Origin of the sequence: Bradyrhizobium sp. S69, from assembly GCF_009766005.1 — a bacterium.
Taxonomy (GTDB): Bacteria; Pseudomonadota; Alphaproteobacteria; order Rhizobiales; family Xanthobacteraceae; genus Bradyrhizobium.
In genome coordinates, this window is record NZ_LMUK01000043.1 from 398203 (window position 1) to 424439 (window position 26237).

Consider the following 26237-nt stretch of genomic DNA (forward strand, 5'->3'; position numbering starts at 1 on the left):
TGCACCCGCGGTCTCGCGTGCCAGAATGCACATAGCAAACGCACACGAGCATACAGGTTCAGCGGAAGCAGTCCGGCTTTCCCTGCGCAACGGTTTTAACGGCTTATTTCGTGCTCTCCCCGGCGACCAGGCTTTGTTGACACCGTCGCCTTGCGGAAGCTGGCACATCGCGAGCCCGGTCGGGCTGGATGCACCTCCACAAGACTTGACGCCGGCAAAGGGGCGTCAGGACCACACGACTTCGCCGTCCGCAACCTGTGTCATTCGTCTGCGCGCCCGGTTGCCGCTCACGGGAAACCCGCCCTGCGACCACCTCTCGCGCCTGACACCGTCGCGTCCACCGCATCCCAACCCACGTTCGTGACGATCGCGAAACGCCCCTCGCTCGGGCGGGATGGCAAGAAATAAGCAACTGAGTTGGGTAAAAAACAAAGCGGAATATTTTTCGCGCAGGGGCTGGACAGGATTCAGCGGGCGAAGGTGATTTGCCCGTCGGGCGGGGAACTCGCCGCGATCAGCGGTCAGATTGGTGTCGCTCTTCACCAAAGGTCAACGCAGCTTGAGGACTCTCGCGCATCAGATTCATGATTGATGCACCCATCCTGGTTTGCCTTTACGAAAGCCACCGACTACAGGCTATCGAGACAGGAAGAGTTCGACGCCAGAGGTGCAGCAATGATCCGCGCCACGGTACTCCGTGCACTTGTGCTGATGGCGGCCTTTGCCGCGGGGTTGACGCCGGTCGCCTGCCTTGGCGAAACCGGCAATCCGTTGCCGGCCAAGGCAACCAGGGAGCTGCCGGCCGAGTTGCTCGCGCTGCTCCGGCAAAAGAACATGCCGAAATATTCGCCGATCGTGATGCGCGTTTTCAAGGAAGAGGCGGAGCTCGAAGTCTGGAAACAGGACACCAGCGGCCTTTTCCAGATCCTCAAGACCTATCCGATCTGTCGGTGGTCGGGCGATCTCGGGCCGAAGTTGCAGGCGGGCGACCGTCAGACTCCAGAGGGGTTTTATTCGATTACGCCCGGGCTGATGAATCCCAACTCCAACTACTATCTTGCGATCAACACCGGCTTTCCCAACAGCTTCGACAAAGCCAACAAGCGCGACGGCAGCTTGCTCATGATCCACGGCGACTGCTCATCGAGCGGTTGCTATGCGATGACCGACGAACAGATCAGCGAGATCTACGCGCTGGCGCGCGACTCATTCCTCGGTGGCCGGCCGTCATTTCAGGTCCAGGCCTATCCGTTCCGCTTGACGCCGGCGAACCTGGCGCGGCATCGAACCAGTCCGAACCTGGCCTTCTGGAACATGCTCAAGATCGGCAACGATCACTTCGAGACGACGCATCTCGAACCCAAAGTAGATGTGTGCGATCGCCTCTATGTCTTCGATTCGCAACCTCCGCCCAATTCGCACACCCCGCTTGTGTTCAATCCCACCGGTAAATGCCCCGCCTTTGTCGTCAATCCGCAAATCGCGCGGCGGGCGCTGGAGAAACAACGCGCCGACGAGCTCGAATACGCGCAATTGCTGCAAGACAACGTGCCAGCCGCGCCGATCTACAGCGGACTGGACGGCGGAATGAACAAGGCCTTCCTCGCACGGTTTCCGGGCAGAATAATGCTTGCGAAAGTGCTGCCCTATGCATCTTATCTGCCGCACCTGCCACCGATCCCCTGGGCCGACACCGATGGCTCGGTGACGCGTAAATGGTTCGGCGCCTCGTTCGCCAAACCGATGGTGTGTGATCTGGCGCGTGCCAGCTTCCTGTCGAGCGTCCTGGCAGCACACCGGTGCTGAACCGCTGGGTCTGCTTCCGCCTTGCCGCGATGCCGGGCGAGGGTTGCCGGCAACCATCGCCACTGCTGGCGGCGCTCACATCGCTGGCGGCGCCTGGAAACTCGGCTATAGTTTCGTGCCATGGAGCAGCAAGCGACAGAGACGGAAGTTTTGGGCAACGCCATCGTCGAGTGGCTGGCCGATGAGGCGTTGCAGGATTCCGAGCCCGCGACACTCTGCAACGAATTGTGCCTGCGCCTGCGTGGCGTCGGCCTGCCGCTGGCGCGCTTCCATGTGGCCTTCCGGGTGCTGCACCCGCTCTATGACGCCAGCACGCTGAACTGGACGGCCGGGAAGGGCGTCGTCGTCGAACATTTTCGTCCTGAAGAGAGCGGAAATGATCGGTTCGTGCGCGGCCCGCTCGGTCATATTCTGGCCCACCGGCTGCCGGCGTTTCGTCGTCGGCTGACCGGTGACACGGCGCTCTTGGATTTCGATATGCTCGATGAATTACGCGCGATGGGCGGCACCGATTATATTGCCTTCCGGGTGGGCTTCGATCGCGTGAGTGAAACCGGTATCATCTGTTCCTGGCTCGGCGACCGCGCGTCCGGGTTTACCGATGGCGAAATCGTGCAATTGCAGCGCGTGACCCGCGAACTCGGCATCGCGCTGAAGTCGAAGATCGAACGCAACGTCGCGCAGAACATCGCGCACGCCTATCTCGGCAAGCGCGCCGGCCAGGCCGTGCTCAACGGCTCGATCCGGCGCGGCGACGGAGAAAAGATCACCGCCGCCTTGTGGTACAGCGATCTGCGCCGCTCGACGGAACTTTCCGACCGGCTCTCGGCCGAGGCCTTCCTTGATCTGCTTGGCCGCTATTTCGAGATGACCGCAGCTTCAGTACTGGATCACGGCGGCGAAGTGGTCTCGCTGATCGGCGACGCGGTTCTTGGCCTGTTTCGCATCGAGGGCGCGCCCGAGGAGGCCTGCGGCCGGGCGCTCGCGGCCGCCAACGAAGCGCGCCGCCGGCTCGGCCTGCCATCAACTGCGGAGGCCGACCTCGCATTCGATTTCGGCATCTCGCTTCACCTCGGCGAGGTCATCTACGGCAATGTCGGGGTGCCCGAACGTCTGCAATTCACCCTGGTCGGATCCGCGGTCAACGAAGTCGTTCGCGTGCAGGACCTCACCAAGACGCTGGGCCATCCGGTTCTCGCGACCGGGCCTTTTGCCGATGTGGTGGCGTGTCCGTGGCAGCCGCTCGGCGAGCACACCTTGCGCGGGCTCGACAAGCCGATGCCGATCCTGACCCCGGGAGAGCCAACGCTGCGGTGATCGAGGAGGCGAAAATGAAAATCGTTCTCTCTGTGGTGATCTTCGTGTTTTACTTTTTGGTACCGTTCGAAGTTGGGAGCGCATCGTGCCGCGAGCGAGCGCTCAATTGCGTCACGCGATGGGGCGCACCGCGCAACGCCTGCTACGATTCGTTCAGGTTGGCCGCCTGCGAAAAGACCGGAAAATACGTCGCGCCCAACGGTAACGTCTGGCCGGCGATCCGCCCGGAAAATGCAGATCAAATCAATCGCTGACCGCTGCGAAACGGACGCCGCATCGCGGCGCCTTTTTTCCCCTATTTCGCGTATCGGGAAAAAATCTGTGTCAGCAACGGCTCGATTCGAGATAATTCACCCAGATGCGCGGCGGACAGATCGGCCAGATATTTCTCGGCCCGGCGCGTCAGCTTCAGTAGAATGCGCCGATGATCGGCTGGATCGACGACACGCTTGACCAGTTCCGCAGCAACCAGCCGATCGATCAGCCCCACCGCGGTGTGATGCTTGACGCGTAACCGTTCAGCGAGATCGCCGATCGCAACCGGCGCGCCGCCCGGATAGCCCCGGATCGCCAGCAGTGCCTGATGCTGTTGCGGCACCAGCCCGATAGCCTTGGCGGCATCCTGGCTGAATTCCAGGAAACAGCGGATCTGGTAGCGGAACTCGGACAGCGCCTCATAATCCGCCTGCGTCGGCAGTCGTTGGCGGCCTCCAGCAGAGGGTTTCTCGCGTTTTTTCATTGCTGCCATTCGGCTTCCTGATCGAGCTTGATTATATCGCAATGCGATATAAAAGGACAGCATCATTTCCCTATTCTAGGCCAGCATCCCCATGAGCGTTCTTTCCGCCAAATCGAAGATTCCCGTCAAAGCCGGTCACCATCTCGGCGACTTCACCACCAACCCGCGTGTGCTGGTGATTGCGGGAATTGCCGTGATCGTGGCGACCGCGGGTGTGCTGGCCGGGGTCGGCCTGCTTCAGCTGATCAAGCTTGCCACCAACATCGCCTATTTCGGCCGCTTCAGTGTCGCCGAAGTGAGGTTGCAGGACTCGCCGCTCGGCCTCTGGGCCGTCGGCGTGCCGGTGGTCGGCTCGCTCATCATCGGCCTGATGGCCCGCTTCGGCAGCGAGAAGATCCGTGGCCACGGCATCCCCGAAGCCATCGAGGCGATCCTGCTGGGCCGCTCCCGGCTCGATGCCAAGGTCGCCATTCTCAAGCCGCTTTCATCGGCGATCGCGATCGGCACCGGCGGCCCGTTCGGCGCCGAAGGCCCGATCATCATGACCGGCGGCGCGATCGGCTCGCTGATCGCGCAGATGCTTCCGGTCAGCGACAACGAGCGCAAGACATTGCTGGTGGCGGGTGCCGCGGCCGGCATGACCACCGTGTTCGGGACACCGATCGCTGCCATCATGCTCGCGGTCGAATTGCTGCTGTTCGAATGGACGCCACGCAGCTTCATTCCGGTCACCGTCGCCGCCGTCGTCGCCATGGTGGAGCGAAGCTTTCTTCATATGCCGGCGCCGCTGTTTCCGTTCGGCGGCAGCGTGGAGATTTCGCTGCTTCAGCTTGGCGCGTGGGTGCTGGTCGGAATTCTCGCGGGGCTGTTGTCCGGCGTTCTGACGCAAATGGTCTATGGCTGCGAAGATCTTTTCCTCAAACTTCCGATCCACTGGATGTGGTGGCCGCTGATCGGCGGCCTGGTGGTCGGCATCGGCGGCCTGGTCGACCCGCACGCCCTCAGCGTCGGATACGACAATATTTCGGGGATGCTGCAAGGCGACATCGTGCCGAAGGCAGCCCTGTTGTTGCTGGTCGTCAAGGCGATCATCTGGTCGGTCGCGCTCGGCTCCGGCACGTCAGGCGGCGTGCTGGCGCCGCTCTTGATCATGGGCGGCGCCATGGGCACCGCGCTCAGTTTCTATCTGCCGCAGGCGAGCCCCGGCTTCTGGGCGCTGCTGGCGATGGCCGCGACCATGGGCGGCACCATGCGCTCGCCGCTGACCGCGACATTCTTCGCCGTCGAACTGACCGGCAATACGCATGTGCTGCTGCCGCTGATCGCGGCCTGCGGCACCGCCCATGCCGTGACCGTTCTCTTGATGCGACGCTCGATCCTGACCGAGAAGGTGGCGCGGCGCGGCCACCATCTGGTGCGCGAATATCGCATCGATCCGTTTGCGCTGACCCAGGTGCGCGAGGTCATGACCACGGATGTCGAGACCGTGCCGTCCACCATGACGCTGCACCATGCCGCGGCGTTCCTCACCAACCCGCGGACAAATCACCCGAGCTTCCCGGTGGTGGATGAAAACGAGCACGTGCTTGGCATCATCGACCCGCCATCGGTGCTGCGCTGGCGGCGGGCGGGCAAGCACCGCACCACCACGCTGCACGCGCTGCTTGCGGGCGGCAAGATCACCTTTGCCTATCCGGACGAATATCTGGCGGGTCTCGCCGACCGCCTCTCGCAGGTCAACGTCGCGCACCTTCCGGTGATTTCGCGCGAGGATCGGCGGCTGGTCGGATATATCGGCTGGAAGGATCTGATGCGGGTGCGCGCCAAGCTGCAAGCCGAAGAAAGCGAGACCACCTCGTTCTTTCGGTTCGGGCGCGGATGATTCCGGATCGACCCTCCTGACGCAAAACGCGACGCCGAGGGCGCCGCGTTCTAAATTTGGCCGGCGAGATCAGACCTTGATCTGGGCGCCCGGCGTGGAACGCGAGATCTCGAGTTCTTCCGCGTTCATATCCGCCGACACGTCCGCGAACAACGGCGTGCTCAGATAGCGCTCGCCGGTGTCCGGCAGCATGCAAAGAATGTTCGCGCCTTTTTCGGCTTCGGCCGCGATCTTGAGCGCGCCGGCGAAGGTAGCGCCCGAGGTGATTCCGACGAAGATGCCTTCTTGTTTCGCGAGATCCTGGCTGCACTTGATGGCATCGGGTCCGGCTATGGGAAGAATCTGGTCGATGACGTCCATCGCCACCGCGTCGCCGGCAATCTTCGGAATGAAGTCCGGTGTCCAGCCCTGCATCGGATGCGGCTTGAACGTCGGATGCGCCGCCGCCGGCGTACCGTCGGGGTTGCGCGACTGCGCGATGCCGCTGGCCAATAGCTGGGCATCGCTCGGTTCGCACACGATGATCTTGGTTGCCGGGCTCTCCTTGGCCAGCACCCGGGCGACGCCGTTCAACGTGCCGCCGGTGCCATACCCCGTCACCCAATAGTCCAGCCGATCTCCGGCAAAATCGTCAAGAATCTCGCGCGCCGTGGTGCGCGCGTGAATCTCCGGATTGGCTTCATTCTCGAATTGCCGGGTCATGAACCAGCCGTGCGCCTTGGCCAGCTCGATGCATTTGTTGATCATGCCCACGGCACGTTCCGCGGCAGGCGTCACGATCACCCTGGCGCCGAGGAACCGCATCAGCTTGCGCCGTTCGACACTGAACGGCTCCGCCATGGTGATCACGAGCGGATATCCCTTGGCGGCGCAGACCATGGCGAGGCCAATTCCGGTATTTCCGCTGGTGGCCTCGACCACCGTCTGGCCGGGCTTCAGCTCTCCGGATTTTTCCGCCGCCTCGATCACGCCCAGAGCCAGCCTGTCCTTGACCGAGCCGAGCGGGTTGAAAGCTTCAATCTTGACAAAAAGATTGACGCCCTTGGGCGCCAGCCGATTGATCCGCACCACCGGTGTATTGCCAATCGTCTCAAGGATACTCTGATATTTCCGTCCCATGATGGCTCTCCCGACATTGCCTTTGGCGCAACCTGCACCAATGCAGATCATAACGCTATCGTCTTATGTCAGGCGGGGCGCCGCGCGGTTCAAAACCGCTGACAGCGCCGATAGCGCAGGCTTTGCGGATCGGCGCGTTCGCGTCATCCTTCGTCTAGCCCTGCCCGGCGGCCTCCAGGATCAGTTTCGCGATCTCGTCGGGGTGCGAGATCAGCGCGAGATGGCTCGCCTTCACCTCGATGGTCTTGGCGCCCATGCGCTTGGCCATGAAGCGTTCGAGATCGGGGTTGATGGTGCGGTCTTCGGTCGAAACCGCGTAGAAGCTCGGCTTCGAGCGCCAGGCCGCCTGCGTGGTCTTGCCGGCAAGCAACGCCTTCTGGAATGGCTGCTGCACCGCATAGAGCACTTTCGCCTTGGCTTCCGGCAGGTCGCCGGCGAAATCGCGCAGGAAGGCTGCTTCGCTGAGACGTCCTTCGTCGCCGTCGAACACGATGCCGGCGGACGCCGGCGGCGTCGGATAGGTCTTGGCCAGTGCGGTGTAATCCTCGCCCGCGTCCGGCGCCCGCGCCGCCACATAAACCAGCGCCGAGACGTTCGGATGCATCCCGGCCTCGCTCACGATCATTCCGGAGAACGAATGCCCGACCAGCACGGTCGGACCATCCTGCCGCGCCAGCACGCGCTCCGCCGAAGCGACCGCCTCCGGCAGCGTCGTCAACGGGTTTTGCACGGCGGTGGCATTGAGCCCCGCCTTCTGCAATCGCGCGATCACCTCGGACCAGCATGAGCCGTCGGCGAACAGCCCATGCACGAGAACGACGTTGCGGGCCTTCGGTGCGGGTGCGGCGACAGCGGCATGGCCCGCAAGAAGTGTGGTGGCGGCGCCCGCGGCCACCACGCCCACGAATGCGCGTCTGTTCATGGCATGCGCGTTGCGAACATCGTCTGGGCTCGTCATATCAGTCATCCTTTGCGTCAAGTTGGAGTTGGCTATCTCTGAAATTTTGCCGTCCTCGGTCGCTTCATGAGAGCTTCTCGCCCAGGCTTTTCTTGTCTCTATGTTCGAAAGCCGGAGCAGCATTGTTACGCGAATGTCACGGCGTCGTGACTGCGTGAGACCCCTGGTTCGGCGTCGAAACCGGATCGGCGGCCAGCAGCGCATCGACCTCGGCGGCACGCATCACCGTTCCGTCATTGACGAACGCCTCATGGTTGCGCTCGATCGTGGCGACATCATAGAGGTAGTTCACCATGATGCCGAACGATTCCGCGATGCCGCGGGCTGCGGTGTTGCCGAGCCAGTTGATCCGTTCCAGGCGCGCGCCGTTTCCCAGATGAAAGCGCGCCACCGGATCAGCGCGATCCTCGGCCGAGGCGCGGCGGGTCAAATAGCTTGCGCAGACGCGCATGATGGTCTGCTTCAGCGATGGATCGCCTCTCGCGATTTCGAGCCATCCGGGACCGGTCTCGGTTCGGGCCAGCGCTGCGATCGCGGGATCGTCGTTCGCTGCGGCGCGCCGGGTCAGCCATCGCCGGAATCCCGGCACCGGTGACAATGTCGAGAACTGACGAAGATGCGGCAGTTCAGCCTTCAACTCCTCGACCACCTGCTTGATCAGGAAATTGCCGAAAGAGATTCCGCGCAAACCGTCCTGACAATTGGAGATCGAATAAAAGATCGCGGTGTCGGCGCGCGAGGCCCGTTCGCGGGCGGCATCGTCGTCACCCTCCTGGACCAACAGCGGCTGAACGGCGCCGGCCAATCCCTCGACCAGCGCCACTTCCACGAAAATCAGGGGATCGTCCGGCAGTGCCGGGTGAAAGAAGGCAAAGCAGCGACGGTCCGGCGCCAGCCGGCGTCTCAGATCGTCCCAGCCATGGATCTCATGCACCGCTTCATAGGCGATCAGTCTTTCGAGCACGACGGCCGGAGAGCGCCAGTCGATGCGGCGCAGTTGCAGAAAGCCGCGGTTGAACCATGACGCGAACAGATGCTTGAGATCGCTGTCGAGCGGCCGCAGTTCCGGCTCCGCGCGCAAACGTCCGTCGATTTCCTTGCGCATGGCCACCAGGGCGCTGGTGCCGCCGGGAGCCATGTTCATCCGTCGCAACAGTTCCTGCCGCGGCGGATCGGCGGCCTGCGCCAGCGACGCGGCGGCTTCGGCCGACGGCTGCGACAGATAAGTCTCCGCCGCAGCACGAAGGTGCGTTGCATCGGGCGTAAAGCCGGTCGCGAGAAATCGCTGAAACTTCCGGCGATCCTCCGCGGCAAGCTTGCGAAGCACGTCGTGCAGTTGGCGGGCGATCGCCGCACCGGAGGCTTCGCCGCGTTGCGACAGCAGCGACGTCGCAAGCGCTTCGGCGCGGCCGAGTTGGCCAGTCGCAGCGGTCGATGTTTCCACAACATTCGGTGTCATTTCACTCTCCTCTGGCTCAACTGGCCGTGCCGGGCTTGCCGGCTTCTGCGCCGGCCGTGGCATGCTTGCGGAATTTGGCCGGCGGCGCGTACAGGCCGCCGGACGCGGTCACGAGATCGTCGATGGTTTGCGCCGCGAGCAGCTCGCGCCTGGCATCCCTCACGTCGATGCCGAGGTCGGATGGCAGCATCACGATGCCGCGTGCGCGCAGCTCGCGTGTCATGTCCGGCGACTGCGCTTGGCCGAACTCAGTGTCGCCCGCGATGGCGCGCAGCGCCCCTTCCCGTTCCGCCAGCGAACGGCACAGCAAAAGATTTGCAACGCCCTTTTCGGTGATAACGTGAGTAACGTCGTCGCCATAGACCATCACCGGCGGCACGGCGAATCCCGCCGACGCTGCGAGGTCGACCGCGTCGAGCCGCTCCACGAAGCTCGGCGTGCCGTCCGGCTGGCGGGTGTCGACCATCTGCACGACGAGCTTGCGGCCGCGTGTCGTGTCGCCCGCCTGCTGGCCTGCGCGCAGCCAGGCCGGACTGGAATGCCGGCGCCCTCGCGCATCGGCGCCCATGTTGGGCGCGCCGCCGAAGCCTGCGATCCGTCCCTTGGTTGCCGTCGAACTGTTGCCCTGGGCATCGATCTGAAGGGTCGCGCCGACGAACAGGTCACAGGCATATTGGCCGGCCACCTGGGCCAACGCGCGGTTCGATCGCAGATTGCCGTCTGCGCCGACGGGAAAGATGTCGGCGCGTTGCGACACATAGCGCTCCATTCCGAGCTCGGATCCGAAGCAATAGACCCCCTCGACGAAGCCGGCCTCGATCGCCGGGATCAGCGTCGGGTGCGGATTGAGCACGAAGTTGGTTGCGACCTTGCCCTTGAGGCCGCGCGCGGCGCCGAAGGTCGGCAGGATCAATTCGATCGCCGCGGTCGCATAGCCGATGCCGTGATTGAGCCGGCGGATTTCGTAGGGCTCGTAGACCGCGGCGATCGCCATCATCGCCATCAAGATCTTGTCTTCGCGAATTTTGGCGGGATCGCGCGTGAACAAGGGCTCGATCGCATAAGGCGTCGGGCTCTGCACCACGACATCCACCCAGCCGCCGGGAATGTCGACCCGCGGCAGATGGTCGACGATCTCATTGACCTGCGCCACCACGACGCCGCCGCTGAACGCCGTGGCCTCGACGATCACGGGCGTGTCTTCGGTGTTCGGCCCGGTATAGAGGTTGCCGTGCCGGTCGGCCTTGTCGGCGACGACCAGCGCCGCGCGCGGCGTCAGATCCACCAGCATGCGGGCATAGAGTTCGAGATAGGTGTGGATCGCGCCGATCTTCAGCGAGCCGGACGCGACCAGTTCGGCCAGCTTGCGGCTTTGCAGGCCGGCAAAGGAAAAATCCAGCCGGTTGGCGATGCCCCGCTCGAACACGGCAATATGATCTGATAGCGCCAGCACCGACTGCACCATGTGCAGATCATGCAGGCGCGCCGGATCGGCTTTGGCGAGGCTTGCTGCGAGGAAGTCGGCCTGCTTCTGGTTGTCGCCTTCGATCGCGACCCGGTCGCCGGGCTCGATGACCGCCTCGAGCAATTCCGTGGTCCGCTGCGGCGGACAGATCTTCGAGCCGGCGCCGCATATCGCGGCGGCCCTGGCCAACCGTTCACTGCGGTTCGCGGCGCGCTTCCCCGATGCTGCTGTCATCGTCATCTCCTCTAGCGTTGCCATTTCACGACCAAAACCTAGGCCTGCCGGATTGATTACAGAAGCGATATTTTGTAATATGATTGATCGTATAATTGGATCAATCGCCATGATGGAATTCGAACTGCTGCGCTCGTTTGTTGCGGTGGCGGAATGCGGCGGCTTCCACCGCGCCGCCGAACAGCTCAACCTCACGCAATCCACCGTGAGCCAGCAGATCAAACGGCTCGAGCTCATCACCAAGCGGCCGCTGTTTCGCCGCACCACCCGAACGGTCGCCCTGACCGATGACGGCGAGATGCTGCTGGGTGATGCCCGCCGCCTGTTGCAACTGGAAGAAGCCGCGCGCCGCCGCCTGGCCGCCCCGCCTCTGTCAGGCACCGTGCGCCTTGGCGCGGTCGAGGAAGTCGCTAGCGGTTCGTTGCCGCTGGCCCTGGGCCGGTTCGCCAGTTCGCATCCGAATGTGAAGCTTGAAGTCCAGATCGGCGTCAGCGCGCCGCTGATCGAGCAACTCGACGCCGGGAAACTGGATGTGGTGCTCGCCAAGCGCCCGCGGGGGACATCGAGGGGACGCTTGATGTGGCGGGAGCCGATGGTATGGGCCGCTGCGGAAACATTCGAACTTGTCGCGGATGCCGCGCTGCCATTGGCGCTATATCGCGAGCGTTCGGTCACACGCGACGCGGCGCTGACGGCGCTACGCGACAGCGAATGGACATGGCAGATCGTCTACACCAGCCCCAGCCTGACCGGGGTCCGCGCTGCCGCGCTGGCCGGTCTCGCGATCACGCCACTTCCGGCAAGCGCGGTTACTGCCGGACTTCGCGTGCTCGGCGTCGAAAGCGGCTTGCCGGCTTTGCCGGATCTCGAGTCTGCGATCTACGAAAGGAAGCGGCCCGACGCCGCAGCGTCGGCGCTCGCCGCGGTGCTGTTCTCGCTCGGCCAGGCTCTGGTTCGACCGGCCATCGGTTGAGACCTTTTCTCATTCCAATGCGCGTTGAGCTTGATGTCGATCGTCGCTTCATTGCTGCTGCGAACATTACGTTACGCGATCGGAAACGATCAGAAATCGTTTGAAGATTTTTTGGCCACAACTGCCCAGTAGTTGCCATCTGGGGCAGCAAGGGCGCGTTGCGGATGAATGTTGGAATGCGAGTACGGGGAGGCCTGCTGGCCACTCTGCTTCTGTTCGCCGCGCCGGTGGCTGGCACGCTGGCCGCCATGGTGATGTCTTCGCCTGCCGCCGCGCAAACCGTGGCCACGATCGAAGTCGAAGGCAACCGTCGCGTCGAAGTCGAGACCATCCGCTCCTATTTCAAGCCCGGGTCCGATGGACATCTTGACCAGGGCACGATCGATGACGGCCTGAAGGCCTTGATCGAGACCGGCCTGTTCCAGGACGTCAAAATCAACAACGTCCACGGCCATCTGGTGGTGAGCGTCGTTGAAAATCCGGTGATCGGGCGCGTTGCCTTCGAAGGCAACAAGAAGGTCAAGGACGAGCAGCTTTCGGCGGAAGTGCAGTCCAAGCCACGCGGAACGTTTTCGCGACCGATGGTGCAGTCCGATGCCGAGCGTATCGCAGAGATCTATCGCCACTCCGGCCGCTATGATGTTCACGTTACGCCTGAGATCATCGAGCAGCCGAACAATCGGATCGACCTGATCTTCACCATCACCGAGGGTGAGAAGACCGGCATCAAATCGATCGAGTTCATCGGCAACGTCGCCTATTCGTCCTATCGCCTCAAGGACGTCATCAAGACCCGCGAGTCGAACCTGCTGAGCTTCCTCGGCGGTAACGACGTCTACGATCAGGACCGCATCGAGGCCGACCGCGACCTGATCCGTCGCTTTTACCTGAGCCACGGTTTCGCCGATGTGCAGGTGGTGGCCGCGCTGACCGAATATGATCCGGACAAGAAGGGTTTTCTGGTCAGCTTCAAGATCGAGGAAGGCCAGCAGTATCGGGTTGCCTCCGTCAACTTCCAGTCCAGCATCGCCACGCTCGACGGCAATACACTATCGAGTTTCTCGCGGGTCTATGTCGGATCGCTCTACAACGCCGAGGCGCTCGAGAAATCCGTCGAGGAAATGCAGATCGAGGCGTCGCGACGCGGTTATGCCTTCGCCGTGGTGAAGCCGCGTGGCGACCGCAATTTCGAGGCACATACCGTTTCGATCATTTTTACCATCGACGAAGGCCCGCGGACCTACATCGAGCGCATCAACATCAAGGGCAACACGCGTACCCGAGAATACGTTATCCGCCGCGAATTCGATATTTCCGAGGGCGATGCCTATAATCGCGCGCTGGTCGATCGCGCCGAACGCCGCCTGAAAAACCTCGACTTCTTCAAGACCGTCAAGATCACGACCGAACCTGGCTCATCGAGCGATCGGGTGGTGCTCATTGTCGATCTGGAGGAAAAGTCCACCGGCGACTTCTCGGTATCCGGCGGTTACTCGACCACCGACGGCCCGCTGGCCGAGGTCAGTATTTCCGAGAAGAACTTCCTCGGCCGCGGCCTGTTCGCAAAGGCATCAGTCACCTACGGCGAATACGCACGCGGTGTGTCGCTGTCGTTCGTCGAGCCGTATCTCCTGGACTACCGCGTCGCCGCCGGGCTTGACGTGTACTATCGCCAGCAGCTTGCCAACGACGATATTTCGTATGGCACCACGACCATCGGCTTCTCGCCGCGATTGGGATTTGCGCTGCGCGAGGATCTGTCGTTGCAACTGCGCTATTCGCTCTATCAGCAGTCCATCACGCTGCCGTCCACGCTCGACAATTGCGACAATTTGGCCGGACCGAATTTCCTGCCGACGCCGACCTATATCAATCAAGTCTTGGGCGGCGTCGACCCGACCGGCAACAGTCAGAATGGCTTCGTGCCGGGCTGTTTGGCGGACGGTGAATCGTCGCTACCGGTTCGCGAGGAGCTGACACAGGGCGCGGAATGGGTTTCGTCGGTCGGCTACACGCTGAACTACAACACGCTGGACAACAACAAGAACCCGACCGACGGCCTGCTGCTCGACTTCAAGCAGGACTTCGCCGGCGTTGGTGGCGACGTCAGTTACCTGAAGTCCACCATCGATGGGAAGTATTACGCGCCGCTGGTCGCCGACATCGTCGGCATCGTCCACGTGCAGGCCGGTACCCTGAACCAAGTGGGTAGCAGCCCGCTTCGCATGCTGGACAACTTCCAGATGGGACCCAATCTGGTCCGCGGCTTTGCACCCAACGGTATCGGGCCGCGCGATCTCACCTTCTTCCCCTTCACGGGGACGGGCGATGCGCTCGGCGGTACCAAATACTGGGGTGCGTCAATGGAATTCCAGATGCCGTTCTGGTTCCTGCCGAAGGAAGTCGGCCTCAAGGGCGCGGTCTATGCTGACGCGGGATCGCTGTGGGATTATCAGGGGCCGACCTCGAATGCCGCCACCGGTGAAATCAATGGCCTGGTCAACGGCAAGTATTGCTCGTGCGCGATGGTATATGATGACAGCAACGTCGTCCGTTCGTCGGTCGGCATCGGCTTGATCTGGGCGTCTCCGTTCGGCCCGCTGCGCTTCGACTATGCGATCCCGATCACCCAGGGCAAATACGACGTCGTGCAGCAGTTCAAATTCGGCGGCGGCACGTCGTTCTGATTGAACCGTGCAGCGCAGATTCTCGCTTCACCTCTCCCATCCAACTCGGGCATGCCCGAGTTGGATGGGAGAGGTCGAATTGCTCCGGCGATGCGAAGCATCGTCCGGCGCAATTCGGGTGAGGGGTTACGGTCTCTCGTTTCCCTCAGCCCCTCACCCGAAATTCGCTTTGCGAATTTCGACCTCTCCCCGATGGGGAGAGGTGGGCTGAACTCCGCGAGCAGAACGAGCGATCAGCTCGCCGCTTGCGCCGGCACGTCGCGCTGGTGCTTCATGACGATCTTGTTGAGTGCGCCGAGATAGGCTTTGGCGGAGGCCACCAGCGTATCCGGATCGGACGCCTTCGAGGTCATCGAGCGGCCCTCATGGGCGAGCCGCACCGACACTTCGGCTTGCGCGTCGGTTCCTTCGGTGACCGCATGAACCTGGTAGAGTTCCAGCTTGGCCTCATGCGGCACCAGCGCCTTGATGCAGTTGAAGACCGCATCGACCGGACCGTTGCCTTCGGCTTCCTCGATCTTGATCTGGCCGTCGACATCGAGCTTCATGGTGGCGCGCTGTGGCCCGTGGGTGCCCGCGATCACCGTCAGCGAGGTCAGCTTGATGCGGTCATGCGAGGCCGCGATTTCCTGATCGACCAGCGCCTCGATATCCTCGTCATAGATATCCTTCTTGCGATCGGCCAGCGCCTTCATCCGCACGAACGCGTCTTCCAGCTGGTTGGCGCCGAGCTTGTAGCCCATCTCCTCCAGCTTGTGCACGAAGGCATGACGCCCGGAATGCTTGCCGAGCACCAGCGAGGACTTCTTCAGGCCGATCATCTCAGGGCGCATGATCTCGTAGGTCGAGGCGTCCTTCAGCACGCCATCCTGATGGATGCCGCTCTCATGCGCGAAGGCGTTGCGGCCGACGATCGCCTTGTTGTACTGCACCGGAAACGAAGTCGCCGCCGACACCAATTTCGAGGCCCGCGTCAGCATGGTGGTGTCGATCTGGTTCCACCACGGGAATTTGTCGTTGCGGACGTTGATCGCCATCACGACTTCCTCGAGCGCGGCATTGCCCGCCCGCTCGCCGATCCCGTTGACGGTGCATTCGATCTGGCGCGCGCCGCCGGCGATGCCGGCCAGCGAATTCGCTACCGCCATACCGAGGTCGTTATGGCAATGCACCGAGAACACCGCCTTGTCGGAGTTCGGCACCCGCTCGATCAAGGTGCGCATGAAGTGGGTGTATTCCTCCGGCGTGGTGTAGCCGACGGTATCGGGAAGATTGACCGTGGTGGCGCCGGCCTTGATCACGGCCTCAACGATGCGGCAGAGGTAGTCCATCTCGCTGCGGGTGGCGTCTTCGGCCGACCATTCGACGTCGTCGATGTGGTTGCGGGCGCGGGCGACGTTGGCGATCGACAGCTCCATCACCTGCTCCGGCGTCATGTTGAGCTTGACGCGCATGTGCAGCGGCGAGGTCGCGATCACGGTATGAACGCGGCCGCGCCGGGCGAATTTCACCGCTTCGGCGCAGCGGTCGATATCCTTTGGATTGGCACGCGACAGCCCCGCGATCACCGAATTCTTCGAACGCCGGGCGATCTCGCTGACCGCCTGGAAATCGCCTTCGGAGGTGATGGGGAAACCGGCCTCGATGACGTCGACGCCCATATCGTCGAGCATCTCGGCGATCTCGATCTTTTCTTCGAACGTCATGGTGGCGCCCGGGCATTGTTCGCCGTCGCGCAGGGTGGTGTCGAATATGATGACGCGGTCCTTGTCGGACTTTTTCGCTGAAGTCATGGGAGAGTTCCTTTGGCTGATGCGCCGTCGTTCCAGGCGCTGAGGGGTTTCTGTCGGTCTCGCCTACCCCTGAGTGCCCAGGCGCACAGCGCCCAGACGGCCCTCAGGGGCCGATAAGAAGCAGAAGCCCGCCAATAATCAGGGTGGGCAGGAACGCAGCCGGAGCGTTCTGGGGACCAACGGCTTGCGCCGCCCCACCATGAACTCCAACCATGTCGCTGTTCGTCAGCATTGCCAGACCCTTGGGAAACCGCATTCTCGGCCAAAACCATTGACGGTTTGTTGCCGGCGACGCGTTTCGTGCCCCGTTCTAGACGAGAAAGCGCCGCCGCCGCAATGCCAAAAGATGGCCAGAAGATGGTCAGAAAGGCTGACCTAATTCGTCTCTCCGTCATGCCCGGCCTTGTGCCGGGCATCCACGTACTTCACTATCGGGGCGTGTTGGGTGGATACGTATATATCCTAGCGAGTGCACCGAACGGCATCTTGTATATCGGGGTGACGAACGATCTTGTGCGGCGAACTTACGAGCACCGAAACGGGCTGGTCACTGGCTTTACCAAAAAATATTTGATCAAGCGCCTCGTCTACTTCGAGCACCACGAGACAATTCAGGTTGCGATCCAGCGCGAACACAACATGAAGCATTGGTCACGCAAATGGAAAGTAAGATTGATACTGGCCAACAATCCCGAATGGAACGATTTGTACGAGACGATTATCTGAAGTCTGGCCGAAAAACGCCTAGCGTTTTCGGCCTTGCTCCATTTATTTAAGCGCTCCTTTTTTCGTCATGGCCGGACTCGTCCCGGCCATCCACGTCCTTCCTTCTTGTCTGACGCACCCAAGGCGTGGATGCCCGGGACAAGCCCGGGCGAGATTGCTGGAAAAGCCCTATTTCATTCGCTTCTTTTTGAGTCAGATTCTGGGAGCTACAGCATTGGTGACGACGGCTACGGAAATAACAGTTGCCCAAGAACGTGGATGGCCGGGACGAGCCCGGCCATGACGAACTATTTGGACGCCTCCTTCGCGCCGGCCGTCTTCGCCACCGCCTTCTTCACCACTGCCGGCTTCTTGTCCTCGTCCTCCAGGGCTTTGCGCACCACCCTGAACTCCTCCAGCATGGCCGTGTCCACCTTGGGGAATTTCAGGTCGAGCCCGTCCAGCGCGCTGACGATGGCCGAACCGATCACCACCCGCGCGAACCATTTGTGGTCGGCCGGCACCACGAACCACGGCGCGGCGCGGCTGGCGGTGTGCCGGATGACTTCCTGATAGGCGGCCTGGTATTTTCCCCAGTGCCCGCGCTCGTTGATATCGGCCATCGAGAACTTCCAGTTCTTGGGGGGCTCGTCGAGCCGGTCGAGGAAGCGTTCGCGCTGCTCTTCTTTCGAGACGTTGAGGAAAAACTTCAGGATCACGGTGCCGTTGCGTGCGAGGTAGCGCTCGAACGCGGAGATGTCCTCGAACCGCTCGCGCCAGATGTTCCGGGTGACCAGTTTTGCCGGAATTTTTTGCTTGGCGAGGGTTTCCGGATGCACCCGCACCACCAGGCATTCTTCGTAATAGGAGCGGTTGAAGATGCCGATGCGGCCACGTTTCGGCAGCGCCACCGTGCTGCGCCACAGGAAATCGTGTTCGAGTTCGTGGCTCGACGGCTGCTTGAACGAGGTGACCTCGCATCCCTGCGGGTTGACGCCGTCGAACACGCTCTTGATCGCGCTGTCCTTGCCGGCGGCGTCCATGCCCTGGAAGACCAGCAGCAGCGACCAGCGATCCTGGGCGTAAAGCTTCTCCTGAAAATCATTCAACCGCTTGCGATTGGTCTCGATGATCTTCGAGCCCTTGTCCTTGTCGAGACCGCCCTTCTCCGCGGTCTTGTGCGATTTCAGGTGGAACTCGCTCGAACCATCGACGCGAAACGGCGCCACGAAGCGTTTCAGGTCTGCCGCGAAAGCGGGTGAAGGTTTGTTGTCCATGTTGAAATTTCCTGTATTCGCGAAGCGCTACGGCGTGGACGGAATCGGCGTCAGTGTAGCTCCTCGCGACGACGTGAACGAGCCGCTTCCTTAAGAGAATTGCCGATCGAGATAGGCCGTGACGAAGCGCGGCATCGCCGCGCTGAGATCGCCCCGTCCACGCACCAGATGGATCCTGGTCAGTTCTGGCTCCTTTTGACGAGCGAGATTGGCCTCGATGCGGGCGCGCAGCGCCTCGCCGGTCATGTCGACATGCAGGATCCGGATCGCAGCGATCGCAACGCCGGTGGCGACGCAATCCCAATGCGGCTCGGCGCGATAATCGCCCGGCCGAAGACCGGTTTCCTCCTCGATCTCGCGGCTAACGCTGCCTTCGATATCCAGTCTGCCGCCCCGTACATCATCCAGATCCGGCGTGCCCGAGGGAAAATAGATCCGTCCCGCATTGGACGTGTGATCCGCCATTTCGCCGAGCGCAAACGCCCCGTCGTTGCTGAGCAGCGCCCCCATGCCAAACCCGTTGAACACGCCGTTGTCCGGAAAGCCCCAGTCCCGCCACGCCAGGAAGCTGGCAAAATCGGTCTCGAAATAATCGGCGACGAGGCGATCGCTCGAAAAATGCGGATGGCGTCCCAGCAGCACGCGGCCGTTCCACAGCGCCGGCCGCTTGCGCTGCTCGGCTGCGAAATGCGCATCGATCTCGGCGCGCTTTGCTTGCGCGAACGGCCAGGACCATGGCCGCACCGGCAGATCAAGCGCCGTGACGCGATGAATGACCGGCGGCGTCATCAACGATGTCTACTTCGCATTCATCCCCGTGGTCTTCTTGGCCTGCTCGACGAACTGGTTGGTATAGGTCTTGGTGACATCGATATTGGCCTTGGCGACTTCCGGCGAGCCCTCGCTGAACACCGCGAGCACAGCGTCGGCGCCCTTGGGATCCATCCTGCCGGTTTCCGAATACATCGGAATCGTATTCTTCAGCGCCGCCAGATAAAGCTCCTTGTTCTTGCCGACGATCTCCGGCGGCATCTTCTCCATGATCTCTTCGGCCGAATGCGAATGAATCCATGCCAGCGTATTCAGGATCGCATTGGTCAGGCCCTGGACTTCCTTGTCATGGGCGGCAACCCACGCCGTCGTGCTGTAGAGTGCGCCGCCCGGATATTCGCCGCCGAACATGTCGAGCGTATCCTTTTGCGTCCTCGTATCGCTGAGGATTCGTAAATCAGGATGGCTGCCTTGCAGCACCGTGACCGACGGATCGAGCATCACCGCCGCATCGATCTGGCCCTGCTCCATCGCCGCGACCGCGGTCGCCCCGAGGCCGACGCCGATCACGGAAGTGCCGGCCGGATCGAGGCCGTTTTTCTTCAAGAGAAATTTCAGGAAGAAATCGGTCGAGGAGCCCGGCGCGCTGACGCCGACCTTCTTGCCGGCGAGATCCTTGATCGATTTGATTTCGCCGTTATGCGAGGGCGATACCACCAGCACCAGGCCCGGATAGCGGTCATACACCACGAACGCCCTCAGTTCCTGCTTCTTGGCCGCGAGATTGACGCAGTGGTCGAAATAGCCGGACACCACGTCGGCGCTGCCGCCGAGCACGGCCCTGAGCGCATCCGAGCCGCCCTTCAGATCGACCAGTTCGACCGCGAGCCCTGCTTTGTCGAATTCACCGAGTTGCCTGGCCAGCACGGTCGGCAGATAACACAGGCAGGCGCCGCCCCCGACCGCGATCGTGATCTTGCTTTGTGCCGCGGCGGGATCCGAGCCGAGCCCTGAACCCAACAGCAGCGCCAACAGCATCCCGGCCAGCCGGCCAACCATCGCTCTCATGATTTCCTCCACTCGATCGGCCGCAGGATAGAGCAGCGCGTGCGGCTTGAGAAGGCGACTTTGGTGCGCTGGCCAAGCATCGTCAGGTCAAATACGCTCTCGCGACAAGAAACCATAAAACAAGGGAGAACTATCCATGAATCGTACCGCCACCGCACTCTCGATCGCGCTTGCGTTTGCCGCCGGCTGCGGCGTGACGCACCTACTGCGTCCGGCCATCGCGGCCGAGAGCATCATGCCGCAGATCATCCATACCGGCGATTTTTCCGGCGACGCGCTGGGCCCGGCCAACGCCGGCGGCATGCATTCCAAGATGTTCGTCTCGGCCGAGGGCGCCACCATCTCGATTCAGGACGGCAATGTCGGCAAGCACCTGCATCCCAACACCAACGAGATCCAGTACATCCTCGAGGGCACCGGAACGATCTGGCTCGGCGACAAGGAAGTTTCGGTCAAGCCCGGCGACCTCATCGTGATCCCAAAGGGCACCGCGCATGGCGGCACCAAGCCGGATGGCCGCCCGCTGAAAGCGATCGCGATCAAGACCCCGCCACAGGCGCCGGATGATACGAAGATGCTGAACTGAAGTTAATCGTCATTGCGAGCCACCGGGTCGGGCGAATGCCCGCCCGATGACAGGCTCCGCGAAGCAATCCATTGCTCCAAGCAAGACTGGATTGCTTCGTCGCAAGTGCTCCTCGCAATGACGGTCTCTACCCCCTGCCCTCGACCGCCGGGCGCCACACCAAAAGGCGCTTCTCCACCATCGTCACCCCGATATCGATCAGGATGACAAACGCGGACAGCACGAACATGCCTGCGAAAACGCCGGCGACGTCGAAGGTGCCTTCGGCCTGCTGGATCAGATAGCCGAGGCCGGCGGCCGATCCCAGATATTCGCCGACGACGGCGCCGACCACCGCAAAGCCCACCGAGGTGTGCAGCGAGGAAAACATCCACGACAGCGCCGACGGCCAATAGACATGCCGCATTAACTGGCCCTCGTTCATGCCGAGCATGCGGCCGTTATCGAGCACGGTCCGGGAGACTTCCTTGACACCCTGATAGACGTTGAAGAACACGATAAAAAATACCAGCGTGACGCCGAGCGCGACCTTGGACCAGATGCCGAGCCCAAGCCACAATGTGAAGATCGGCGCCAGCACCACGCGCGGCAGCGCGTTGGCCATTTTCACATAGGGATCGAAGATCGCGGCGACCCGCGGCTGGCGCGCGAACCAGAAGCCGACCGCGACGCCGCCGAGCGAGCCGATCGCGAAAGCCAGGATCGATTCCCACAGCGTGATCGCCAGATGCTTCCAGATGATGCCGCTGACAAACCAGTCGACGATCTGGCTGCCGACGTCGACCGGATTGGAAAAGAAGAACGGCGGCAGCAGCACGCGGCCGAACACCGGCACGCTCGCGAGCAATTGCCAAAGCCCGATCACGACCACGGCGACCATCAACTGGCAGGCAAGAAGCATCAGGCGTGACATCGACACGGCTCTTTCTGCTCCCCTCCCCCTTGCGGGGAGGGGTCGGGGGTGGGGGTCCACAAGGATGGCGGATCTGTTTCGATCAGGTATGACGCGTTCATGTTCGGATGCTGAAGGGCGGCTGACGAGATTCAGTCTGTGTTGACCCCCACCCCCGACCCCTCCCCGCAAGGGGGAGGGGAGCAGAGCTCCTTACGGCTTCGAAAACAACCCGATCAAGCCGGTCGCGACCTTGGCGTGGCCGTCGAGCGCCTTGATCAGTTCGTCCCGCTTCAGGCCCGGGGCGAGCGCCGACGGTTCGAGATCGGTGGCAATCAGCGTGAACGTGTAGTGATGCGGCGCGCCGGCCGGCGTGCAGGGCCCGGAATAATTGCCGACCCCCTGCGTGCTGGTGCCGCCGACATATTTGTCGCTCGCTTTCGACACTTCGCCCTCGGCGAAACCGGTCACCGTCGGCGCAATGCCATAGGCCACCCAATGGCTGACGCCGCCGGGCGGACGCCCTTCCGGATCGAACATCAAGAGCGCCAGGCTCTTGGTGCCTTCGGGCACACCGCTCCACGACAGCGCCGGCGAAATATTCTCGCCGACGCAATTGGGATTGGACTTGTTGTTGCCGGCGTTCTTGGTCGCGAGCCGCGTGCCGTCCTTGAAGTCGGGCGACGACAGCGTGAACGCGGCCTGCGCGTTGGCAGCGTGAGTGCCGCCCAAGACTGCAGGCGTAACGGCGGCGAGCGTGACGGCGAAAGCCAGAAGTGAACCGCGTACCAGCATGACATCTCCCTTTGTTCTTGAATGTTGGGGTTTCTGAGCGTTGGAATTATCGAATATCGGAGTGGTGTTTCGCCACATCCGGCAACTCAACCTGTCGCCGATTGCGCGTAACCCTTCAACACTTCATCCTTGAGAACACTCCAAATCTCACGATGAAGTGAGTGAAATTCCTTGTCCAGCCGGACCTCCATGATATCGCGCGGTCGCGGAAGTTGCACGCGCCAGTCGCCGATGATGCGCGCGCCCGGCCCCGCCGACATGATCACCACGCGGTCCGCCAGCGCGATCGCCTCTTCGAGATCGTGGGTCACGAACAACACCGCCTTGCGATCCGCGTTCCACAGCTCCAGCAGCAGATTTCCCATGATCTGCCGGGTCTGCGCATCGAGCGGCCCGAACGGCTCGTCCATCAGCAGGATCTTGGGATCGCGGATCAAGACCTGGGCGAGGCCGACGCGCTTGCGCTGGCCGCCCGACAGCATATGCGGATAGCGGCCGGCGAAGCCGCCGAGCCCGACCATCTCGAGCCATTTCTGCGACCGCGCCAGCGCTTCGCTGCGAGCTGTGCCTGTGATCTCCAGCCCGATCGCGACATTGTCGATCACGGTCTTCCACGGAAACAGCGCATCGGCCTGAAACAGATAGCCGGCCTGCGGGTTGAGGCCGACCAAAGGCGTATCGAAAATCCGCACAGCCCCCGAGGCCGGCTTGAGCAGCCCGGCGGCGATATTGAGCAGTGTCGACTTCCCGCAGCCGGTCGGCCCGACAATGGCGACGAACTCGCCATGCGCGACAGAGAGATTGGCCTTTTCGACCGCGATATAGACCCGGTCACCGGCCAGCCGAAACGCCACCGTCGCATCGTCCAGCGCGACCGCCGTTGGCATTACCGTATCCACCATCCCCCTCCAATGTTTGAGTGATGCCTTAGCGGTTACGAAGGATAAGTTCAACGCAGGCCGCCGACGTGATACCTATGTCGTCGGTCTAATCTGTTACCTATGTCGCCGGTTTGGACCGATCTTCACCCTCCCCTGGAGGGGGAGGGTCGACGCGAATGAAATGAGCGGCGGGGTGGGGTGGCGATGCGACGGATCGTGACGCTGACGCCTCATTCCTCGCTTTGCCACCCCACCCCGTCTCGCATTCGCTGCGCTCATGCGAGACGACCCTCCCCCTCCAGGGGAGGGTAAGAAAGAATAGAGACCTCACTGCATGCCCACCCCGCCTTTGATCGCCTACGCGCATGTCGGCAAGAGCTTTGACGGTGGGCGGGTTCAGGCCGTCAGCGACGTCTCGCTTGAGGTTGCCGAGGGCGAATTCCTGGCGATTGTCGGCGGCTCCGGCTCCGGCAAGACCACGCTGCTGCGGCTGGCCAACCGGCTGATCGATGCCGATAGCGGCCACATCACCGTCGAGGGCGAGGATGTGCGCGCCGCCGATCCGATCCGGTTGCGCCGCCGCATCGGCTATGTATTCCAGAATGGCGGGCTGTTTCCGCATATCAGCGTCGCCGGCAATATCGGGATCACGCCAAAGCTCCTGGGTACGCCGGCTCCCGAAATTTCATCGCGGGTCGATGAACTGCTCGACCTGGTGCGGCTCGACCGCGCGCAGCACCGCGACCGTCTACCGCATGAATTGTCGGGCGGGCAGCGCCAGCGCGTTGGCGTGGCGCGGGCACTGGCGGCAAAGCCCCGCATCGTCCTGATGGACGAGCCGTTCGGCGCGCTCGATCCCCTCACCCGCGATGCGCTGGGCGACGACTATCACGCGCTGCATCGCAAGCTTGGGCTGACCACGGTCATGATCACCCATGACATGACCGAGGCGATATTGTTGGCCGATCGCATCGCGGTGATGCGCAGCGGAAAGCTGCTGGCGCAGGGCACGCCGTCGGAGCTTTCCGGCAGCGACGACCCTTATGTCGGCGAACTCCTGCATACGCCGCGGCGGCAGGCCGAGCGGCTCAAGGTGCTGTTGCCACCGGATGCAAGGGACGGCACGGCATGAGTTTCTTCACCGATCCGCGCTGGCACGAGGCGTTGACGCATCTGCCGGATTATCTCGGCAACCATGTGCGGGTCAGCGTCACCGCGCTGGCGCTGGGCCTGTTGGTCAGCCTGCCGCTGGCGGTCGCGTCGCGCAACCGGCCGGTGCTGCGCAGCACGTTGCTCGGATTTGCCAGCATCGTGCAGACGGTGCCGGGGCTGGCGCTGTTGGCGCTGTTCTATCCGCTGCTGCTGGCGCTCACCGCGCTGTCGCTGTCCTGGTTCGGCGTTGGCTTTTCCGCGTTCGGGTTTCTGCCCGCCGTGCTGGCGCTGGCGCTCTATTCGATGCTGCCGGTGCTGCGCAACACCATCACCGGGCTGCGCGGCGTCGATCCTGCCATTCTCGAGGCCGCCGAGGGCGTCGGCATGACGCCGTCGCAGTCGCTGTTCACCGTCGAGCTGCCGCTGGCGCTGCCGGTGATGATGGCCGGCATCCGCACCGCGGCGGTGTGGGTGATCGGCACCGCGACCCTGTCGACGCCGATCGGCCAGACCAGCCTCGGCAATTACATCTTCGCAGGCCTGCAAACCCAGAACTGGGTGTTCGTGCTGTTCGGCTGCGCATCGGCCGCCTTGCTCGCGCTCGCGGTCGATCAATTGCTGGCGCTGATCGAGACCGGCGTTCGCGTGCGCAGCCGCCTTCGCACCGCGCTCGGCGGCCTCGGCATCGCGGCGCTGGTGATAGCGACCCTGGTGCCCACGATGGCGCGCTCGCCCTCGAGCTATATCGTGGGGGCAAAAACCTTTACCGAACAATATGTGCTGTCGGCACTGGTGGCGCAGCGCCTGCGCGCGGCGGGATTGTCAGCCTCGACGCGCGAAGGCCTCGGCTCCAACGTGATCTACGATGCGCTGCTGACCGGCGATATCGACGTCTATGTCGATTATTCCGGCACGCTGTGGGCCAATCAATTCCACCACAGCGACATCAAGCCGCGCGAGGAACTGCTCACCGAACTCAAAGCGATCCTGGCGCAGCGCAACATCACGCTGCTCGGCGAGCTTGGTTTTGCCAACGCCTACGCGCTGGTGATGCCGCGCAAGCGCGCCGAGGCGCTCGGCATTCATTCCATCAGCGACCTGGTGTCGCACGCGAGCGCGATGTCGATGGCGGCCGATTATGAATTCTTTTCGCGCCCCGAATGGGCCGGCATCCAGAAAGCCTATGGGCTGGCATTCCGGCCGCAGCGGCAGATGCAGCCGGACTTCATGTATGCCGCGGTCGCCTCCGGCGAAGTCGATGTGATCGCGGGCTACACCAGCGACGGCCTGATCGCGAAGTACGATCTGGTCGCGCTCGACGACGACAAACACGCGATCCCGCCTTACGATGCGATCGTGCTTGTTGCGCCGAAGCGCGCCCAGGATCAGGCGTTGCGCGCGGCGCTGCATCCCTTGCTCGGCCGCATCGACATCTCCGCGATGCGCGAGGCCAATCTGCGCGCCGCCGGCAATGACGGCCAATCGTCGCCGGACGCGGTGGCGCGGTGGTTGTGGGAGCAGGTCGGGAAGTAGCGAGCGGCCCCAACCGTCATTGCGAGGAGCGAAGCGACGACGCAATCCAGTTCTTGCTTAGAGCACTGGATTGCTTCGCTTCGCTCGCAATGACGTGGATGCGCCACCAGCGCGGGAGTCAAAGGCTTTGGATCAGCACCGCCCC

General features: G+C 62.6%; 22 protein-coding genes. 10 read left to right on the forward strand and 12 right to left on the reverse strand.

The window, feature by feature from the left end; translation table 11 throughout:
• Positions 1-675: 675 nt before the first annotated feature.
• From GSQ88_RS24240 to GSQ88_RS24250, 3 genes are all read left to right on the forward strand, one after another.
• Entirely contained in the window at positions 676-1806 is a 1131-nt protein-coding gene (locus GSQ88_RS24240; RefSeq protein ID WP_159010270.1) for a L,D-transpeptidase family protein, read from the forward strand.
• Positions 1807-1926: 120 nt separating this feature from the next.
• On the forward strand, positions 1927-3123 hold the full coding sequence (locus GSQ88_RS24245; protein WP_159010271.1) for an adenylate/guanylate cyclase domain-containing protein: 1197 nt from the start codon (positions 1927-1929) through the stop codon (positions 3121-3123).
• The gene (locus GSQ88_RS24250; protein WP_159010272.1) at positions 3120-3377 is read left to right on the forward strand and encodes a hypothetical protein; all 258 of its coding nucleotides are present in this window, start codon (positions 3120-3122) and stop codon (positions 3375-3377) included. The genes GSQ88_RS24245 and GSQ88_RS24250 overlap by 4 nt, the downstream gene beginning before the upstream one ends.
• Before the next feature lie 41 nt (positions 3378-3418).
• On the opposite strand, the gene GSQ88_RS24255 is transcribed toward GSQ88_RS24250, so the two are convergent.
• Positions 3419-3862 carry a MarR family winged helix-turn-helix transcriptional regulator gene (locus tag GSQ88_RS24255; protein WP_159010394.1) on the reverse strand — a complete coding sequence of 148 codons (444 nt, stop codon included), beginning with the start codon at positions 3860-3862 and terminating at the stop codon, positions 3419-3421.
• Positions 3863-3953: 91 nt separating this feature from the next.
• Between GSQ88_RS24255 and GSQ88_RS24260 the strand changes: the two genes are divergently transcribed.
• Entirely contained in the window at positions 3954-5744 is a 1791-nt protein-coding gene (locus GSQ88_RS24260) for a chloride channel protein (protein ID WP_159010273.1), read from the forward strand.
• 69 nt (positions 5745-5813) lie between these two features.
• Here the strand turns inward: GSQ88_RS24260 and cysK are convergent, their stop codons facing one another.
• From cysK to mdcA, 4 genes are all read right to left on the reverse strand, one after another.
• A complete protein-coding gene (gene cysK, locus GSQ88_RS24265; protein ID WP_159010274.1) occupies positions 5814-6863 on the reverse strand; it encodes a cysteine synthase A in 1050 nt (349 codons plus the stop codon).
• 154 nt (positions 6864-7017) lie between these two features.
• A complete protein-coding gene (locus GSQ88_RS24270) occupies positions 7018-7821 on the reverse strand; it encodes an alpha/beta fold hydrolase (RefSeq protein WP_246784975.1) in 804 nt (267 codons plus the stop codon).
• Between the two features lie 136 nt (positions 7822-7957).
• Positions 7958-9280: a malonyl-CoA decarboxylase gene (locus GSQ88_RS24275; RefSeq protein WP_210253878.1), complete on the reverse strand. Its 1323-nt coding sequence runs from the start codon at positions 9278-9280 to the stop codon at positions 7958-7960.
• Positions 9281-9296: 16 nt separating this feature from the next.
• Positions 9297-10979: a malonate decarboxylase subunit alpha gene (mdcA, locus tag GSQ88_RS24280; protein WP_210253879.1), complete on the reverse strand. Its 1683-nt coding sequence runs from the start codon at positions 10977-10979 to the stop codon at positions 9297-9299.
• A gap of 109 nt (positions 10980-11088) precedes the next feature.
• Between mdcA and GSQ88_RS24285 the strand changes: the two genes are divergently transcribed.
• Together GSQ88_RS24285 and bamA are read left to right on the forward strand one after the other, a co-directional pair.
• A complete protein-coding gene (locus GSQ88_RS24285; RefSeq protein ID WP_159010277.1) occupies positions 11089-11952 on the forward strand; it encodes a LysR substrate-binding domain-containing protein in 864 nt (287 codons plus the stop codon).
• Positions 11953-12116: 164 nt separating this feature from the next.
• A complete protein-coding gene (gene bamA / locus GSQ88_RS24290; protein ID WP_159010278.1) occupies positions 12117-14639 on the forward strand; it encodes an outer membrane protein assembly factor BamA in 2523 nt (840 codons plus the stop codon).
• Between the two features lie 233 nt (positions 14640-14872).
• On the opposite strand, the gene GSQ88_RS24295 is transcribed toward bamA, so the two are convergent.
• On the reverse strand, positions 14873-16432 hold the full coding sequence (locus GSQ88_RS24295) for a 2-isopropylmalate synthase (protein WP_159010279.1): 1560 nt from the start codon (positions 16430-16432) through the stop codon (positions 14873-14875).
• A gap of 393 nt (positions 16433-16825) precedes the next feature.
• On the opposite strand from GSQ88_RS24295, the gene GSQ88_RS24300 reads away from it, so the two are divergent.
• Positions 16826-17158, forward strand: coding sequence for a GIY-YIG nuclease family protein (locus GSQ88_RS24300; protein WP_174248102.1), 333 nt, complete (start codon positions 16826-16828; stop codon positions 17156-17158).
• Positions 17159-17445: 287 nt separating this feature from the next.
• Here the strand turns inward: GSQ88_RS24300 and GSQ88_RS24305 are convergent, their stop codons facing one another.
• The 3 genes from GSQ88_RS24305 to GSQ88_RS24315 all read right to left on the reverse strand — a co-directional run bounded on the left by GSQ88_RS24305 (position 17446) and on the right by GSQ88_RS24315 (position 20253).
• Positions 17446-18414, reverse strand: coding sequence for a polyphosphate kinase 2 family protein (locus tag GSQ88_RS24305; RefSeq protein ID WP_159010280.1), 969 nt, complete (start codon positions 18412-18414; stop codon positions 17446-17448).
• Positions 18415-18504: 90 nt separating this feature from the next.
• Complete coding sequence (locus GSQ88_RS24310) at positions 18505-19203, reverse strand: NUDIX hydrolase (protein WP_159010281.1); 699 nt, start codon at positions 19201-19203, stop codon at positions 18505-18507.
• A 9-nt stretch (positions 19204-19212) separates the two neighbouring features.
• Complete coding sequence (locus tag GSQ88_RS24315) at positions 19213-20253, reverse strand: ABC transporter substrate-binding protein (protein WP_159010282.1); 1041 nt, start codon at positions 20251-20253, stop codon at positions 19213-19215.
• Between the two features lie 136 nt (positions 20254-20389).
• On the opposite strand from GSQ88_RS24315, the gene GSQ88_RS24320 reads away from it, so the two are divergent.
• A complete protein-coding gene (locus GSQ88_RS24320) occupies positions 20390-20839 on the forward strand; it encodes a cupin domain-containing protein (RefSeq protein ID WP_159010283.1) in 450 nt (149 codons plus the stop codon).
• 127 nt (positions 20840-20966) lie between these two features.
• Here GSQ88_RS24320 and GSQ88_RS24325 read toward each other — a convergent pair whose 3' ends face one another.
• The 3 genes from GSQ88_RS24325 to GSQ88_RS24335 form a co-directional block, all read right to left on the reverse strand.
• Positions 20967-21752: an ABC transporter permease gene (locus GSQ88_RS24325; protein WP_159010284.1), complete on the reverse strand. Its 786-nt coding sequence runs from the start codon at positions 21750-21752 to the stop codon at positions 20967-20969.
• Positions 21753-21944: 192 nt separating this feature from the next.
• A complete protein-coding gene (locus GSQ88_RS24330; RefSeq protein WP_159010285.1) occupies positions 21945-22526 on the reverse strand; it encodes a YbhB/YbcL family Raf kinase inhibitor-like protein in 582 nt (193 codons plus the stop codon).
• Between the two features lie 86 nt (positions 22527-22612).
• On the reverse strand, positions 22613-23413 hold the full coding sequence (locus GSQ88_RS24335) for an ABC transporter ATP-binding protein (RefSeq protein WP_159010286.1): 801 nt from the start codon (positions 23411-23413) through the stop codon (positions 22613-22615).
• A gap of 328 nt (positions 23414-23741) precedes the next feature.
• On the opposite strand from GSQ88_RS24335, the gene GSQ88_RS24340 reads away from it, so the two are divergent.
• Both GSQ88_RS24340 and GSQ88_RS24345 read left to right on the forward strand, forming a co-directional pair.
• Positions 23742-24539 carry an ATP-binding cassette domain-containing protein gene (locus tag GSQ88_RS24340; RefSeq protein ID WP_159010287.1) on the forward strand — a complete coding sequence of 266 codons (798 nt, stop codon included), beginning with the start codon at positions 23742-23744 and terminating at the stop codon, positions 24537-24539.
• Complete coding sequence (locus GSQ88_RS24345) at positions 24536-26092, forward strand: glycine betaine ABC transporter substrate-binding protein (RefSeq protein WP_159010288.1); 1557 nt, start codon at positions 24536-24538, stop codon at positions 26090-26092. The genes GSQ88_RS24340 and GSQ88_RS24345 overlap by 4 nt, the downstream gene beginning before the upstream one ends.
• Positions 26093-26237: the final 145 nt, after the last annotated feature.